15 protein-coding genes and 1 pseudogene are annotated in these 15499 nt (G+C 50.2%); 10 read left to right on the top strand and 6 right to left on the bottom strand.

Going from position 1 to position 15499, the window contains the following annotated elements:
- The first annotated feature begins 37 nt into the window (after positions 1-37).
- Genes arsC through METBU_RS0120065 form a run of 4 tightly spaced genes read left to right on the top strand, consistent with a single transcriptional unit; the run spans position 38 to position 2416 of the window.
- Positions 38-385: an arsenate reductase (glutaredoxin) gene (arsC, locus tag METBU_RS0120080; RefSeq protein WP_017842322.1), complete on the top strand. Its 348-nt coding sequence runs from the start codon at positions 38-40 to the stop codon at positions 383-385.
- A gap of 47 nt (positions 386-432) precedes the next feature.
- Positions 433-780 (top strand): DUF2069 domain-containing protein, encoded by a 348-nt coding sequence (locus tag METBU_RS0120075; protein ID WP_014147277.1) that lies wholly within the window; start codon positions 433-435, stop codon positions 778-780.
- Between the two features lie 3 nt (positions 781-783).
- Complete coding sequence (gene hda, locus METBU_RS0120070) at positions 784-1488, top strand: DnaA regulatory inactivator Hda (protein WP_017842321.1); 705 nt, start codon at positions 784-786, stop codon at positions 1486-1488.
- The gene (locus tag METBU_RS0120065; RefSeq protein WP_017842320.1) at positions 1475-2416 is read left to right on the top strand and encodes a ketopantoate reductase family protein; all 942 of its coding nucleotides are present in this window, start codon (positions 1475-1477) and stop codon (positions 2414-2416) included. Before hda ends, METBU_RS0120065 begins: the two co-directional genes overlap by 14 nt.
- A gap of 46 nt (positions 2417-2462) precedes the next feature.
- Here METBU_RS0120065 and METBU_RS0120060 read toward each other — a convergent pair whose 3' ends face one another.
- The 3 genes from METBU_RS0120060 to METBU_RS0120050 form a co-directional block, all read right to left on the bottom strand.
- Positions 2463-3158, bottom strand: coding sequence for an SDR family oxidoreductase (locus tag METBU_RS0120060; protein ID WP_017842319.1), 696 nt, complete (start codon positions 3156-3158; stop codon positions 2463-2465).
- A gap of 352 nt (positions 3159-3510) precedes the next feature.
- The gene (locus METBU_RS0120055) at positions 3511-3798 is read right to left on the bottom strand and encodes a hypothetical protein (protein ID WP_017842318.1); all 288 of its coding nucleotides are present in this window, start codon (positions 3796-3798) and stop codon (positions 3511-3513) included.
- Entirely contained in the window at positions 3791-4042 is a 252-nt protein-coding gene (locus tag METBU_RS0120050; RefSeq protein WP_017842317.1) for a MoaD/ThiS family protein, read from the bottom strand. Before METBU_RS0120050 ends, METBU_RS0120055 begins: the two co-directional genes overlap by 8 nt.
- Before the next feature lie 49 nt (positions 4043-4091).
- Between METBU_RS0120050 and METBU_RS26820 the strand changes: the two are divergent.
- The 5 genes and pseudogenes from METBU_RS26820 to METBU_RS0120030 all read left to right on the top strand — a co-directional run bounded on the left by METBU_RS26820 (position 4092) and on the right by METBU_RS0120030 (position 10981).
- Positions 4092-4529 (top strand): annotated as a pseudogene (locus METBU_RS26820) (Rossmann-fold NAD(P)-binding domain-containing protein).
- Positions 4530-4636: 107 nt separating this feature from the next.
- On the top strand, positions 4637-6268 hold the full coding sequence (locus METBU_RS0120045) for a cytochrome P450 (protein WP_017842316.1): 1632 nt from the start codon (positions 4637-4639) through the stop codon (positions 6266-6268).
- A 9-nt stretch (positions 6269-6277) separates the two neighbouring features.
- Entirely contained in the window at positions 6278-6880 is a 603-nt protein-coding gene (locus METBU_RS0120040; protein WP_017842315.1) for a hypothetical protein, read from the top strand.
- Positions 6881-7358: 478 nt separating this feature from the next.
- Positions 7359-9611, top strand: coding sequence for a terpene cyclase/mutase family protein (locus METBU_RS0120035; protein WP_017842314.1), 2253 nt, complete (start codon positions 7359-7361; stop codon positions 9609-9611).
- A gap of 23 nt (positions 9612-9634) precedes the next feature.
- Positions 9635-10981 (top strand): FAD-dependent monooxygenase, encoded by a 1347-nt coding sequence (locus METBU_RS0120030; protein ID WP_017842313.1) that lies wholly within the window; start codon positions 9635-9637, stop codon positions 10979-10981.
- Positions 10982-11175: 194 nt separating this feature from the next.
- Here METBU_RS0120030 and METBU_RS0120025 read toward each other — a convergent pair whose 3' ends face one another.
- The 3 genes from METBU_RS0120025 to METBU_RS0120015 are packed head-to-tail and all read right to left on the bottom strand — an operon-like array spanning position 11176 to position 14783.
- Positions 11176-12447: an NAD(P)/FAD-dependent oxidoreductase gene (locus METBU_RS0120025; RefSeq protein ID WP_017842312.1), complete on the bottom strand. Its 1272-nt coding sequence runs from the start codon at positions 12445-12447 to the stop codon at positions 11176-11178.
- Between the two features lie 8 nt (positions 12448-12455).
- Positions 12456-14306 (bottom strand): aldehyde ferredoxin oxidoreductase family protein, encoded by a 1851-nt coding sequence (locus tag METBU_RS0120020; RefSeq protein ID WP_017842311.1) that lies wholly within the window; start codon positions 14304-14306, stop codon positions 12456-12458.
- A gap of 9 nt (positions 14307-14315) precedes the next feature.
- Complete coding sequence (locus tag METBU_RS0120015) at positions 14316-14783, bottom strand: 4Fe-4S dicluster domain-containing protein (RefSeq protein ID WP_014147263.1); 468 nt, start codon at positions 14781-14783, stop codon at positions 14316-14318.
- A gap of 339 nt (positions 14784-15122) precedes the next feature.
- On the opposite strand from METBU_RS0120015, the gene METBU_RS0120010 reads away from it, so the two are divergent.
- A complete protein-coding gene (locus tag METBU_RS0120010) occupies positions 15123-15452 on the top strand; it encodes a DUF2845 domain-containing protein (RefSeq protein WP_017842310.1) in 330 nt (109 codons plus the stop codon).
- The last annotated feature ends 47 nt before the right edge of the window (positions 15453-15499 follow it).

The following is a 15499-nucleotide window of genomic DNA, read 5'->3' as shown; positions in this document are numbered from 1 at the left end:
TTATAACGTTTTACAATTTGACCATAGCCAAAACACGATGAACGTAAAAATTTATCACAATCCCCGTTGCAGCAAATCGCGTCAAACCTTGCAACTCCTGCAAGGCAAAGATCTCGATATCGAAATCATCGAATACTTGAAAACCCCGCCTACCGCCGATGAGTTGAACGAAATCCTCAATCTGCTTGGCATCGAGCCGCGCGATTTGATGCGTAAGAACGAAAGCGAGTATAAAGAAACCGGCATGGACGATCCTTCTCTGGACCGACAAGCCTTGATAGCCGGCATGGTTGCAACGCCTAAATTGATCGAACGACCGATCGTGCTAGCCAACGGCAAAGCGGCTATCGGACGTCCTCCCGAACACGTTCTGGAAATTTTATAACTTGTTCCGGCTCGACACGGCTCACACTAATAACTTAAGACCGGCCCATGACTGCAAAACATTATCACCGCATCGCCTTAGCCGGTTTTTTCGGGCTGTTTAGTTTGTTGATGGCCTGGCCTACCGTGTTGACGCCGCCGGATCAACTGCCTACCGCATTGGTATTGCTGCTGAGCGTTTCGCCGTTATTATTGCCGATGCGCGGTTTGCTCGCGGGTAAAGCGAGAAGCTGTGCCTGGGCAGCCTATATTAGCCTACTTTATTTTATCCATGGATCGGTCGAAGCTTATGCCAATCCATTACAAAGGCCTTATGCGTTACTGGAAGTTACCTTCAGTTTAATGCTGTTTGTCGGCGCAAGCCTTTATGTCCGTTATCATAAAAAAAAGCCTTGATGCATGGCCGAGCAATTACCGTTACTTTTCGAACACAAGTTTAACCTGACCTTTGCCAATTTCTATCCGGGCAAAAACCGGGAAATTATCGGCCACTTGAAAGATTGCGTTTCCGGCACCGGAGAGCAGCAGATTTATCTTTGGGGCAATCTTGGCCTTGGCAAGAGCCATTTATTGCAAGCCTGCTGTCAATTGGCCCAGGAACTGAAAAAAACCACGTTTTACTATTCTTTCGTAGCGGACGCTCTGCCCAGCACCGAAATTCTGAGCGGCCTCGAAGAATACGAAGTCGTCTGCTTCGACAACATCGATGCGATTGCCGAAACCTCAGACTGGGAGCTCGCATTTTTCAATTTCTATAATCGCCACCGGGATCGTGGTTTTAAGTTAATACTGTCTTCGAATTGTCCGCCCAATTGGCTGACCATCCGACTGCCCGATCTAAAAACCCGGTTGAACTGGGGACTGACACTAAAACTGCAGGAACTGTCGGATCAGGAAAGCATTGAGGCTCTGGCCTTTAAAGCCAAACAAATGGGCTTTGAAATCAATCCCACGGTCGGCCGTTTTTTGCTGAGTCATTATGCCCGAGACTTAGCCTCGTTGTGGCGCTTGCTCGATCGACTGGATCATGCGACGCTAGCCGCCAAACGTAAATTGACTCTGCCTTTTTTGAAACAATTTCTCAGTCAAGATGAAAGCGATTAACATACTAATCGTCGGTGCCGGAGCGATCGGCGGTTTTTACGGCGCATTATTGGCGAAAGCCGGCGCCATGGTATCGGTCGTATGCCGGTCCGAATACAACCTGATCGAACAATCCGGCTATTCGATCGAAAGCCGAGACTTGGGCGGCTGGCGCTTCAAGCCGCAACATGTCTTGCGACATTCAGAAGACTATCCGGAACAAGCCGATTATGTTGTGCTCTGCACCAAGGCGATCGATGTTTCGAAAAACCTCGAGCTCATCCGTCCCGCAGTTTCGAATAACACCGCGATCGTTTTTATACAAAACGGCGTAGAAACCGAACAAGCTTTCATCGATGCCTTTCCAGGCAACGAAATCATCAGCGGCTTGGCTTTCATCTGTTGCAACAGAATCGGACCCGGACAAATTGCTCATTTGGCTTACGGCCGCTTGGCCTTGGGCAGCTTAACCAACACCATTAGCCCCAAAGCCGAACAGCTTGGCGCCTTATTCAATGCGGCCGGCATCGAATGCCGAATTACCGACGACATCATCGGCGCACGCTGGCAAAAATGCGTTTGGAATGCGCCGTTCAATCCACTGTCGGTGTTATCCGGAGGATTGGCGACTCAGGACATATTGAACACGCAGGAGCCCTTGGTGCGCGGCATCATGCAAGAAATCGCCGCGATCGCATCGGCCTGCGGACACCCATTGCCCGAAGACATCATCGAACGCAATATCGCCAACACGCACACAATGCCGCCCTACAAAACCAGCATGCTGCTCGATTACGAACAAGGCCGCCCGATGGAAACCGAAGCGATACTCGGCAATACGGTGCGCGCCGCACAGCGAGAAGGCATACCCTGCCCGCATCTGGAGACACTCTATGCCTTGATGAATTTGCGAGAACTGAAAATCGCTCAGAGTCCGAACACCTATTAACGCAAACTCGAACTCTAACCCGCCGAAGCATCCCGCGACAAACGAATCACCAAGGCATCGCCGACCCTTCGTATTTAATGAAACTGCCGCTTTGCCGAAGCGAAAAAGCATCGATCATCTTACGCATACCGGTGACGCTCTCGTCGGCATCGATCAAACCGTTCGGTCCGCCCATATCGGTCCTGACCCAACCCGGATGAAAAATCAACACGCCTACTCCGCGGTCCATTAAATCGATCGACACACTTTTCATCGCGGCATTCAACGCGGCTTTGCTGGAACGATACAAAATACTGCCGCCGCTGGAATTATCGGCAATGCTGCCCATTTGACTGCTCAACGCCACGATCAATTTTTTATCGCTACGCTGAAGCTGCGGCAAAAAAGCCTCGCTCATTTTGACCGGCGCTTGCGAATTGACCAGCAGGGTATGCGACCAAGCCTGATAATCCAAATTGCCGAAACCGCCCCCCGACTTATCGCCGTAAACGCCGGCATTATTGATCAAGACGTCTATGGTTTCATCGGCCAATCGCGCCGACATGGCATCGATTTGCGAAAAATCAGCGACATCCAAGGTTTCGATTTGAATCGAGGCATGACGCGCCGCCAGATCCTGAAGTTTTTCGGCATTAGAGGGATTCCGACAGACTGCGATGACCCGATCGCCCGCTTCAGCATATTGACGACAAAACTCCAACCCCAAGCCGCGATTGGCTCCGGTAACTAAAATGGTTTGCATGGTACTGACTCCTTATTGATGACACATTTTTTATGATTCACAACCCAATAGATAAGCACTGAATAACTTAGGCTTTTGAAGCCCTCAACCTTCTCCCGGAAAGAACTATTGCTCAAGTTATTTCATGATTACTCCTTAGCCAGGGCGACCTCGATAGCATCTATTGCCGCCTGACGTTTGCGGCTTCGATATCGCGATCTGGGGATCGCTCCCACAGAGCTTCCGGCCTCCTTGTGGGAGCGACGCCTTCGTCGCGATTGTCAAAGCCACTGATGCTCAATATCGGCAGATTTTTCAAACAGCACTATTCTCCGATATTTAATATCTTCCGTTCGGCAAGTTTTGCCTTCCGCTAACCGCCGCCTCGATGATATAGCCGTGAAAGACGGCACATAAAAACGTCGACTTCCTGTTCGGAATACGCGTCAAACTCGAATTCAACGCGCAACTGCGGCAAGCGAAGCTTGCCCAACACACGATCGGCGTTGCTGTTCATGCGGATCGTCAACATCCGCCCTGATTCATTTAATAGCCATGTTTCGGCATCGACCGAATAGCCGTCGGGCAATAAAACCGGCAAATGCCTAACGAAATCACCTTGCGTCATTGCCAATACCTTGACGACTATGCTTTTAGCCACCGGCCACCGGCGGCCAAACCGCCAAGACATCGCCTTCCTTTAAAATCGGACGATCACGATCCACTGGCTCGATAAATATACCGTTGATCAAAAGCAAATGAACTTGATTACGGGGTAAATTAAACCGCTCCAGCACTTGATGCGGCGATTCCGCTTCGGATAACGTCATAATCAGGCCTTCGCTCGTGGTTCCGGTCGGTAAATAACGCCGCAAACCGGCAAATAATTTAACAGTGATCTTCATGAACGGTAAACTAACACAAATCAAGGTATTTTAGTCATTCACTGTCAAGATTCCCGATATCGTCACTACCGCAACAGCCGCTAAGCATCGACAAACGCTTTTTGGTCTTCAAGATATCAAGCCAGGCACACATATCAATGCAATCGGCGGCGACTCCCCGGCAAAACCGAATTACCGGCGGAACTGCTAACTTCAAGTTAAACTAGTCGTCGAATACACACCGCAAAGCTTAATAGAATGCGGAACTCAGCAAGGCGATGGCGAACTGATCCATGCCGAATTAGCGGAACTGATCTGCGGAACGAAAATCGGCCGTAACAACGATCGAGAGATTACACTATTAGATTCGGTAGGTTTCGCGCTGAAAGACTTTTCGATACTTCGCATCATCTACGAGCTCGCGACCGAATTAAAGTTCGGCACCGAAATAACACTATTGCCCGAAGTGGACGATCCTAAAGATTTATTCGGTTTTTTGGCCTCCTGACAAGACTTCGCGTACTATTCGCCGATACTTGGCTTCAGCCTCAACTCAAATAATCCCGGCTCATCCGCCATCAATACGGTTAATTTATTTTTTATCCCACCCAAGACATGACTACGATCAATTCCGAAAAACCCACTTCTTCCGACAAAGCACCGCCTAAAATGCCCGGCGCGTTGCCGCTGATCGGGCACATGCTCGAATTCGGCAAAAATCCCTTCAACTACATGATGAAGCTCCGAAATACGCTCGGAGAGATCGGCGAGTTCCGTATGTTTCATCAACGCATGGTGCTGATGACCGGCCCCGAGGCGAACGAGGCGTTTTTTCGCGCGCCCGACACGCAACTCGACCAAAGCCAGGCCTATAAAATCATGACGCCCATTTTCGGCAAGGGCGTGGTTTTCGATGCACCGCCGGATAAAAAAGATCAACAACTGAAAATGCTGATGCCGGTGTTGCGCGATAAACCGATGCGCGGCTATGCGCAAATCATCGTCGCCGAAGTCGAGCAAATGGTCGCCGACTGGGGCGACAGCGGCGAGATCGATTTATTGGAATTCATGAAGGAATTGACGATTTACACGTCCAGCCACTGCCTGCTCGGCAACGAGTTCCGCTATGAATTGAATGAAGAATTCGCCAAAATCTATCACGACCTCGAAAAAGGCGTGAATCCCCTCGCCTTCGTGTTTCCCTATTTGCCGCTGCCGGTCTTCCGCCGCCGCGATAAGGCGCGCGCCAGACTTCAGGAAATGGTCACCGGCATCATTGCCAAGCGCGCGCAAAAACCCGAGAAGAGCGAAGACGCCTTTCAACTCTTGATCGACGCCCGATATGACGACGGCAGCCGCCTGTCGCCTCATGAAATTACCGGCATGCTGATCGGTACGATCTTCGCCGGACACCATACCACAGCCGGCACCGCCGCATGGACGCTACTAGAACTGGCACGCCGGCCCGAGCACATGCAAGCCGTATTGAGCGAGCTGGATCGATTATTCGGTGCGGACGGCGAAGTCACTTTTCAATCCCTGCGCGAAATGCCGCTGCTGGAAAACGTCATCAAAGAAGTCTTGCGCCTGCACCCGCCGCTAATATTCTTGATTCGCAAGGTCATGCAGGATTTTCATTTCAAGGATTACACGGTCAAGGCCGGGAAATATGTCTGCACGTCGCCGCGAGTATCGCATCGCATTGAGGAAATTTTTCCGGAACCTGAAAAATTCGATCCCGAGCGCTATACCGAAGCGCGCCAAGAAGACGCCAAGCCGTTCAGCTGGATCGCGTTTGGCGGCGGCAAACATAAATGCACCGGCAATGCATTCGCGATGCTGCAATTGAAAGCGATCATCGCCGTGCTGCTGCGCCGCTATACCTTCGAACTGACCGACGCCAAAGACCATTATCAAGACGACTTCACGCAAATGGTGGTGCAACCGGTATCGCCATGCAGGGTACGTTACCGCAAACGCCAAACCATGAGCGACACCGCCACCCAAGCATCGGAAGCCGGCACGGCCGAAAAAACCCCGACCGGAGAATCCTTTCGGATCGTCATCGACCGCGAACTTTGCCAAGGCCATGCTACCTGCATGAGCGAGGCGCCCGAACTGTTCCAGGTCGACGACGACGGCAACTTGACCGTGTTACAAGAAAACCCGGCACTGGATTTGTTGAACAAAGCCAAGCAAGCCGAAAAATATTGCCCGACCCAAGCCATTAAAATTCAATTAAAATAGAGAGCAACGATGCCTGTATATCCGAGAGAAGAACTGGAAGAAATGGTCGAACGCTGGCTTCAAGCCAACCGGGACGCCGAAAAAGAAGGCAATTGGCCCAAACACCTCGGCCCGATGTATACCGACGACGCCGAGTACCGCTGGAATATCGGCCCGAATGAAGAATTCGTCGCGCGCAGCCGTAAAGAAATCGAAGAATGGGCATTAGGCGTACAAATGGAAGGCTTCGAAGAATGGCGTTATCCTTATCACCGCATCCTGATCGACGAAAAAATCGGTGAAGTGATAGGCTTATGGACCCAAGTCTCACCTGCTTTGCGTGATGACGGCACGCATTATCAAGTCGAAGGTATCGGCGGCTCATGGTTTCGTTACGGCGGCAATTATCAATGGGAATGGCAACGCGACTTTTTCGACTTGGGCAATGTGAAAGCCTTGTTCTTCGAACTGGCCGCCGACGGCAAACTCGATCCCGCCGTCAAACGAAAAATCGGCAAACTGGCCAAAGGCCAGTTGTTACCGGGTCATGAGCGCCTGCGTAAACCGCCAAGCTTCGGAAAAAAACTGAAAGGCTTTTTGGCGATGGTGCGTATCGCGCTGTTCAATCGTTGAAATATAATTACTCACGCACATGCGCCGTGGCACGGAGATTTTCGCTCATTCCTTTGGCAGGAGGAGGCTTATGACTCATAAGCGCCAACTTAGTGCCTATTCTATGGTGCGTTTATGGCTTTATTCGTCATTTTGGTATGGGTTGTCGATATCCATGTTGCATGGATACGGTGCTACGCATTGCCATCAATGGCCGTGAGCTCTAAGCTTGGGAAACAACGGACAGCGGAATATTTAGTTTTTAAATCACAAACCGGATTAACCAACGAGAATTCGATAATTTGCCTCAAGCCTCGATTGTGCACTTCAGGTAATATTCACACTTGAAACCTATAATTGCGCGAGCTTATGAACTAATGATACCGAAAATAGCTACCCACGAAACCCTATATTGTTTCGCGATTTTACGGATATCGTAGACAAACCGCTTTTTTCGGTCCATCGCTCATTTTCAAATTTGTAATAACAATAAAAAACCATGTTGACTGTAAAACCCGCTTGGAAAAAATGGCGTCTATTGAATGACCATGGACGGCATATCTGGGCATTCAAGCCCGTCTCCGATCAAATCGATCAACATCTGCACAATGCCGAAACGGTCTCGGACGAGGAAATCGCGCAATTTGCCGAAGATTTCCGCTTCGATTCGTCGATCAATCCGAATTCCGCCGACCAGGTCTACCGGCATAGCGCAATCAGCAATCAATTTCAGCCTTTCGACGGTCTCGTTCCACAAGCAAAAAGCGCCGAAGACCAAGCCGTTATCGATTCGCTCGTCAAGGGCATAAACTATTTTTCATACTTACAATGCGAGGACGGGCATTGGCCGGGCGATTACGGCGGCCCGCTATTTCTTCTGCCCGGCTTATTGATTGCTTCCTATATCAGCGGCACACCATTCCCTAAGGCACACCGCGAAATGATGAAACTTTATATTTTCAATCATCAGAACCCTGATGCGGGCTGGGGCATGCATATCGAAGGCGAATCGACGATGTTCGGCACGGTCATGCAATATGTTTCGCTGCGCATTCTCGGCGTCGATAAAGAGCATCCGGCCATCGTCAAGGCCCGAAACTGGATCAAAAACAACGGCGGGGCAGCCGGCGCTCCTTCCTGGGGCAAGTTTTATCTGGCGGTGATGAATCTTTACGATTGGCGCGGCTTTAACAGCCTGTTTCCGGAAATGTGGCTGCTACCGAAATGGCTGCCGATGCATCCGTCGCGCTACTGGTGCCACTGCCGAATGGTGTATCTGCCGATGGCCTATTGCCAGGCGCACCGTTTTCAAGCCCCCGAAGACGAGCTGGTACTATCCTTGAGAGAAGAACTCTATGAAAACTTCGACTCGATAGACTGGCCGAAACAACGCGATGCCGTATGCGACAAAGACCGCTACTATACGCCGTCGGGCGTGCTCAAATGGATGAATTTGTTCACGAACACTTACGAAAAATTCGCTAGCTCTCGGCTCAGAAAAAAAACGACCGATTACATTCTCAAATACCTCGACGCCGAAGATCAACAAACTCAGTACATTGATATCGGCCCGGTCAGCAAGGCGATCAATTCGATCTGTATTTGGCATGCTTACGGCAAGGATTCCGACCGATTTAAACGCCATGTAGAACGCTGGTACGATTATTTATGGGTTGCCGAGGACGGCATGAAAATGAATGGTTACAATGGTTCGCAGCTTTGGGATACGGCATTGGCGACCCGGGCTATTTTGGAAAGCGACTTGGGCAAACGATTTCCGAAAACCATCGAAAAAAGCTATCGCTTCATCGAACGCTCGCAAATCAAGTCCGAACACTCGACGCATGCCGAATTTTTCCGCCACCCGATGATCGGCAGTTGGCCGTTTTCGACAGCAGACAACGGCTGGCCGGTGTCGGATTGCACCGCGGAAGGCTTAAGCGCGGCTTTGTCCATACACCGTTCCGGTCTGGTTGAAGCGGTTATCGACGAGCAGCGGATGAAACAAGCTATCGACATCATTCTGTCTTATCAAAATACGAATGGCGGCTGGTCGACTTATGAATTGACGCGCGCGCCTCGCTGGTTGGAAAAACTCAACCCTTCTGAAGTATTTGCCGATATAATGATTGACTATTCCTGGACGGAATGCAGCGCCGCTTGCCTAATTTCGCTAATGGAGAGTCAAGAAGATTATCCGACCTATAAAAACGATGAGATAAGCAAAGCCATAAGCGCAGGACTCGGTTTTATAATTAAGCAACAAAAGGCCGATGGTTCCTGGTATGGCGGATGGGCCGTTTGCTTTACTTATGCGACTTGGTTTGCCGTAGAGACGTTGAGCAAGGCTCTCAATAAAGGTTATTACGATGATACGGTTTTAGCCGACAGCATCAACAAAGCTTGCGCTTTTTTAGTTGGCAAACAAAAAGCCGATGGCGGTTGGGGGGAAAGTTTCAAATCGTGTTCCGACTTGGTTTATACCGAAGCCGCGACTTCACAATCGGTCAATACCGCCTGGGCACTATTGACTTTGCTGTCAGGCAATTTTCAAGATAAATCGGTTATCGACAAAGGTATCCGCGTTTTATTGAACAAACAAACCGAGCTAGGCGACTGGCATCAAGAAAATATTTCCGGCGTATTTAACTATAATTGCATGATCACTTATGCGAATTATCGGAATATTTTCCCTATTTGGGCGCTGAACCGATATTGTAGGATCTATAATTTAAGGATGTTAGAAAAATGATGATGCGTATCAAGTAACTAAAGATGGAATCGAATTTCGACATTTGCATTATCGGCGCGGGCATGGCGGGCGCGACTATCGCCGCTTATCTAGCGCCCAAGGGTATCAACATCGCGTTGATCGATCACTGCTACAAAGAGAAAAAACGAATTGTCGGCGAGCTGTTACAGCCCGGAGCCGTATTATCGCTGGAACAATTAGGTCTCGGGCATTTATTAGACGGCATCGACGCACAACCGGTCGAAGGCTATGCGCTGCTGCAAGGCAATGAACAAACGACCATACCTTATCCATCGCCCAATCATGGCATGGGCTTGCATAACGGCCGCTTTCTGCAACAAATCAGAGCCTCGGCCTTACAAAACTCATCGGTTACACAAATTCAAGGTAAAGCCTTGAGCTTATTGGAAAACGAGCAAAACGAAATCATCGGCGTGAATTACCGCGATTCGGTTTCGAACGAGATCAAATCTATTTATGCTCCGTTAACCATTACCAGCGACGGTTTTTTTTCTAATTTTAGAGAGCTTCTCAGCAACAACGAAAAAACCGTTACCTCCTACTTTATCGGTTTGATTTTAAAAGACTGCGAAATTCCTGTGCCCAAGCATGGCCATGTGTTTTTATCGGGGCCGACACCGTTCATTTGTTATCCGATTTCCAGCAATGAAGTCAGACTTTTAATCGACTTTCCGGGCGGCCAATTTCCCAGAAAAGCATTTTTGCAGGCGCATTTAGAAACGAATGTAACGCCTTACATTCCCGAAGGCATGCAGACAAGCTACCGACACGCCCTGCAAGAAGACCGGCTTAAGGTCATGCCCAATCACTACATGGCGGCCAAGCCGAAAATACGTAAAGGCGCGGTCATGCTCGGCGATGCGTTGAACATGCGTCACCCTTTAACCGGCGGCGGCTTGACAGCGGTATTCTCGGACATAGAAATATTGAGCGGGCATTTATTGGCCATGCCCGATTTCAATAACAACGATTTAATTTATCAAAAAATTGAAGCCTATTACCGCGATCGGCAATACGCCAACGCCAACCTTAACATTCTTGCTAACGCGCTTTATGGGGTCATGTCGAACGAATTACTTAAAAATTCGGTATTCAAATATCTGCAACGTGGCGGAGTAAACGCGAAGGAATCGATTGCGATATTGGCCGGCCTAAACAAAAATCATTATTCATTGATGAAGCAGTTCTTTTTTGTCGCGCTTTTCGGCGCTTATACCTTAGTGCGCGAAAACATTACCAACCTGCCCAAGGCCACTAAAATATTATCGGATGCGTTGACCATTATTAAGCCTCTAGCTAAAAACGAGCTGTCACTAGTGGGGATTTTTAGCGATTATTTCAAGCGTTAAGGATTTTCCGATAAATAACTTCTTGAAGTTTTGAGCTTTGTCGAAGTAATTATTCAGCCCCCCTGCATTTAAAAAAGCTGGAGCTTCTCGTACCGCATTCCCAAGCAAAGAGCTTGGGAACGAGCAAATATCCCCTTGAGATACTTGAAGAACTTAATGCGCTTAATGATTAAATTGCCAAGCTTAGTTTCACACTATTTAACGTTTACGCCAGCATTGAGACCGATCGCTTGAGTGCTCGCCAGATAGGCTTCCATAATGCGGGTCGGGTCGTCGATTAGACGTTGTTTCCAATCGCCGAGTTTGATTCGGCTTTGAATTAATCCTCTTAAAACGCCGACATGCTGCGTTAAACCAACCGCAGTGGCGCCGATCAGACGATCCTCTTGAAATTGCAAATTGAGATAGCGGTATCGATCCGGATTGTAGCGCTCGACCGAACTCCCCTGCTCTACCCCCATCCAAAGACCGAACGAGCAGGCAATCAAACCCATCGTATCGAGTACGTTCATGTTAATGCTGCCCTGATGCAAAACTTCGCGGCCGCCGGCCATGTTTTTTGCAACCAATAAACCATGATCGACTGCGGTTGGCTGAATCGCTTGTACGGTATATTCGCCGGTCGAAAAATCCAGGCCTTGCGCCGCATCACCTGCAGCATAGATGCCGGTTATGTTAGTCTCTAAATGCCGATCGACCAGGATACCGTGCTCGGTTGCAACTCCGCTTCCTTCCAAAAAATCGATATTGGCTTTAACGCCGGCCGCCGAAACGACAAAATCGGCAGACAGCGTTTCGCCGGTGTCGAGCTTCACCCGTAAGCCGTTTCGTTCCGGTTCGAAAGCGGTGATCTTCGTACCGGTATGAATCGCAACGCCTTTTTCGAGACACCATTGCTTGATCAAACCTCCGGCTTTTTCGTTCATCATGCGCGGCACCATACGCTCGCCCATTTCGACAACGATCAACTGTGCTCCGCTTTTAACCAGCGCTTCCAAAATGATGCAACCGATAAAACCCGCCCCCATTAGCACGATTCTGGCTCCCGGTTTCAATTGTTCGGCGATTTTGCGGCCGTCGGCTAGCGTCCAGCAGTTATAAATGCCGGGCAAATCGATGCCTGGAATCGGGGGTTTAATCGGACTTGAACCGCTTGCGATCAAAAGCTTATCGAACGCTATCGTTTCGCCATTGGCCAGTTGTAAGCACTTGCCCGGACCGTCTATTTTTTCGACTCGTTGACGGCGTATTTCGATAGACAAGCGTTCGAAATGATCCGGCGATTTTCTTAAATACGTGCCGTTTTCGCCGACCTGACCGATCAAATAATACGGCAAGGCCATGCGCGAATAGGGCGTTTCCGGCTCGTCGCCGAATACGGTAATTCGCGCGTCGGCATCCAGTTTTCTCAATTGCTCGGCGGCGTTGATACCGGCCGGCCCCGCGCCGATGATGACATAATGCATAGTGCCTCCTACACCGACAGCCGCGACAAGGTTTCGGCTTTCGGTATGCCGTCTGCCGTCCAGCCGCGCAATTGGTAATATTCGGGGAGCATTTTGGCCAAGTCGTTGACCTTGCCTTTAGCCGGCCCCGTTTTGGCGGCTTCTTTCAACAAACGTTCGGGCAAATTGTCGTCGGCGCCGGTGAGGCCCGCATCCAAATTAAATTTTCGCTCCAGATTCCAGATGCGCTCGCCGGTTTCGAGCAAGCTATCGACGGTCCAGTCGCCGTCGCAGGCTGCGGCGATCTGTGGCGCGATATCGGCCATCGTCCATGAGAAGGTCGAAAACACGCACAATCCGGCTGAGTCCACCGCTGCGGTCGCATCCTGAAAGGCTTTCACCAAGGCGGCTTTGCCGTCGGTAATCAAGGGGTCGGTCTTTTCCGGCAAACCCATGATTTCCGATGAAACCGTGTAACCTCGCAAATGACAGGCGCCGCGATTCGAAGTCGCATAGGCCAGCCCCATGCCTTGAATGCCGCGCGGGTCGTATGCCGGAAACTCCTGGCCCTTGACCGTCATCGACAATTCGGGACGCCCGTATTTTTCGCATAAGCGTTTCGAGCCGAGACCGATTTCGCGTCCGAAGCCTTCGCCTTTAGCGGTCAACTCGGTCAATTTGACCAGCGCTTCGGCCGAACCGAATTTCAATTCGATGCCGCCGGTCTGTTCAATCGTAATCGCTCCGGATTCGTATAATTCCATCGCCGCTGCGATCGTCGAGCCGAGCGATATTGGGTCCATGCCGTCTTCGTTGCACAGAAAATTGACGTAGGTCAGCGCATCGAGATCGTCGACGCCGGTATCCGACCCCAATGCCCAGGCCGCTTCATATTCCAAACCGCCCGATGCGCCTCGGTATTGCGGTTTGTTTGTGATCGTAAAATGGCCGCCGGCAATCGTCGATATACGTCCGCACGCGATCGTGCAGCCGAAGCAGGCGGCATTCGTGACCAGATTCGGTTTGCCGTCCGAAGGGCGCGGCTCGTGCATCGCCTCGGCGGAAATCTTCGCGGCGCCTTCGAATTGCACGTCCTTGAAATTGCGAGTCGGCATCGCACCGACTTCGTTGATCACGTTCATCAAGACTTGCGTACCGTAAGTCGGCAAGCCTTCGGCAGTCACAGGTCCCTCAGCCAGTACTTTTTTACCGGCATTGACTGCTTGCATAAAGGCAACCGGATCTTTGATATTGCCGACGCCTCGCGTACCGCGAACAGCGACGGCCTTGAGATTTTTCGACGCCATCACGGTGCCGACGCCGGAACGCCCGGCGGTTCGGTGTAAATCATTGATGATCCCTGAAAACAAACAACCTTGTTCGGCGGAACGACCAACCGCCGCGATCCGCAATAAGGGATCTTGATGACGATTATGCAGCCATTCGTCGGCCTGCCAAACCGACTGACCCCAGATTTCGTCAGCCGGCAGCAATTGAGCCTTTTCGTTTTCCAAATACAAATAAACCGGAGAAGAAGCCTTGCCTTCGAAGATAATCATATCCCAGCCGGCGTTTTTGAATTCCATGCCGATAAAACCGCCGGAATTCGAGCAGGCGACCGTACCGGTCAACGGGCTTTTGGTGATGACCGAATAGCGCCCGGCGGTCGATGCCGGCGTGCCGGTCAGAGGCCCTGTCGCCATGATCAATTTATTGTCCGGCGATAGAGCATCGATTTTGGGGTCGATTTCTTCGGTTAGATATTTAGTCGCTAAACCGCGCTGGCCCAAATAGCTCAGCGCCCAATCTTTATTAAGCGGTTCTTTGCTGCAGGTGCGTTCGGTCAAATTGACGCGTAGTACGTTTCCGGTCCAGGCCATGACAATCTCCTATAGCGATTTAATCGATTGTGCGGCATGAGCGCGCATTCTTTGATAGCCGGTTTGTTCGGCATCGACATAAGTGATTGCCGAGGTCGGACAGGCTTTGGCGCATTCCGGATCGCCGCCGCACAAGTCGCATTTGGCGACTTTTCCGGTTTCGACTTGATAGTTGATGGTACCGAACGGACAGGCGATCGTACAAACTTTGCAACCGACGCATTGCTCGACGGCAACCTCTTTTGCACCGGTCGTTAAGTTGACCGTAATGGCCTCGACCGGGCAAGTATGCAGACACCAGGCTTCGGCGCATTGCGTGCAGGTATAGGGTGCGAAACGGCCTTCATGATGAAATGTGAAGACTTTGATGCGGGACTTGGAAGGATTAAAAACCCCTTCATGATGATACGAACAGGCCAGTTCGCATTGCAGGCAACCGGTACATTTTTCCGGCTCTATCTGAAGTGACTTTAGCATTCGAATACTCCTACCGCCTAAAAAAGGTTTATCCTAAAAAGGGCAGTTGACATGTGTTGTAAACCGTTCGTGCTGAGCCAAGTCGAAGCCTGAAGGGTCTACAACACTATCACCGGTTTGGTGAAGCCTCAAACTACCGTTCACCCTTCGACAGGGCTCTCCTGAGCGTAGCCGAAGGGCTCAGGGCGAACGGTAGTTTGAGACTCTCAACTGCTCTTTTTAGGTTTATAGTCGAACTCAAGTGTAAAATAAAAACCGTAAAAAGTACCCTACTGATTCATTTTTGGTTCATCGGTTTGCGTTAGCTTTAATTTCAATCCTCTGTTTCGATGAGTATTTATGAAAAAATTTGTTTTGCTGCTGGGGTTCTTTTTGTTCGCCTTAGCCCCCGAAGCCTTTGCTTTCCGCTGCGGACAACGGATCGTCCAAACCGGCGACCATATCAGCGACGTTCGCATGAAATGCGGCGAACCCGACTATGCCGATAAGCGTTTGGGCGTTTCGGGCAGTCGTTTTCGTTTTCCGCAAGGCACGCTCGACATATCCGAATATCAGCAAATTACGATCGACGAATGGATCTACAACTTCGGCCCGAGAAGGCTCAAGCAACAGCTGATTTTCGAGAACGGTATATTAATGGAAATTCGTAGCATTGGTTACGGCAATTGACTCGCAGGAACCTTTCCGACCGACGTAAAGCGTGTCAATTTAATCCT

Origin of the sequence: Methylotuvimicrobium buryatense 5G (genome assembly GCF_000341735.1) — a bacterium.
Lineage (GTDB): Bacteria > Pseudomonadota > Gammaproteobacteria > Methylococcales > Methylomonadaceae > Methylotuvimicrobium > Methylotuvimicrobium buryatense.
The sequence above is the reverse complement of the archived record's forward strand: the minus strand, read 5'-3'. Positions and strand labels throughout refer to the sequence as shown.

Excerpts from the sequence above, each read along its gene's own strand:
- METBU_RS0120075 (WP_014147277.1), top strand. The coding sequence starts at position 433 with ATGACTGCAAAACATTATCACCGCATCGCCTTAGCCGGTTTTTTCGGG.
- METBU_RS0120040 (WP_017842315.1), top strand. The coding sequence starts at position 6,278 with ATGCCTGTATATCCGAGAGAAGAACTGGAAGAAATGGTCGAACGCTGG.
- hda (WP_017842321.1), top strand. The coding sequence starts at position 784 with ATGGCCGAGCAATTACCGTTACTTTTCGAACACAAGTTTAACCTGACC.
- METBU_RS0120025 (WP_017842312.1), bottom strand. The coding sequence starts at position 12,447 with ATGCATTATGTCATCATCGGCGCGGGGCCGGCCGGTATCAACGCCGCC.
- METBU_RS0120045 (WP_017842316.1), top strand. The coding sequence starts at position 4,637 with ATGACTACGATCAATTCCGAAAAACCCACTTCTTCCGACAAAGCACCG.
- METBU_RS0120035 (WP_017842314.1), top strand. The coding sequence starts at position 7,359 with ATGTTGACTGTAAAACCCGCTTGGAAAAAATGGCGTCTATTGAATGAC.
- METBU_RS0120050 (WP_017842317.1), bottom strand. The coding sequence starts at position 4,042 with ATGAAGATCACTGTTAAATTATTTGCCGGTTTGCGGCGTTATTTACCG.
- METBU_RS0120015 (WP_014147263.1), bottom strand. The coding sequence starts at position 14,783 with ATGCTAAAGTCACTTCAGATAGAGCCGGAAAAATGTACCGGTTGCCTG.
- METBU_RS0120060 (WP_017842319.1), bottom strand. The coding sequence starts at position 3,158 with ATGCAAACCATTTTAGTTACCGGAGCCAATCGCGGCTTGGGGTTGGAG.
- METBU_RS0120020 (WP_017842311.1), bottom strand. The coding sequence starts at position 14,306 with ATGGCCTGGACCGGAAACGTACTACGCGTCAATTTGACCGAACGCACC.
- METBU_RS0120010 (WP_017842310.1), top strand. The coding sequence starts at position 15,123 with ATGAAAAAATTTGTTTTGCTGCTGGGGTTCTTTTTGTTCGCCTTAGCC.
- arsC (WP_017842322.1), top strand. The coding sequence starts at position 38 with ATGAACGTAAAAATTTATCACAATCCCCGTTGCAGCAAATCGCGTCAA.
- METBU_RS0120065 (WP_017842320.1), top strand. The coding sequence starts at position 1,475 with ATGAAAGCGATTAACATACTAATCGTCGGTGCCGGAGCGATCGGCGGT.
- METBU_RS0120030 (WP_017842313.1), top strand. The coding sequence starts at position 9,635 with ATGGAATCGAATTTCGACATTTGCATTATCGGCGCGGGCATGGCGGGC.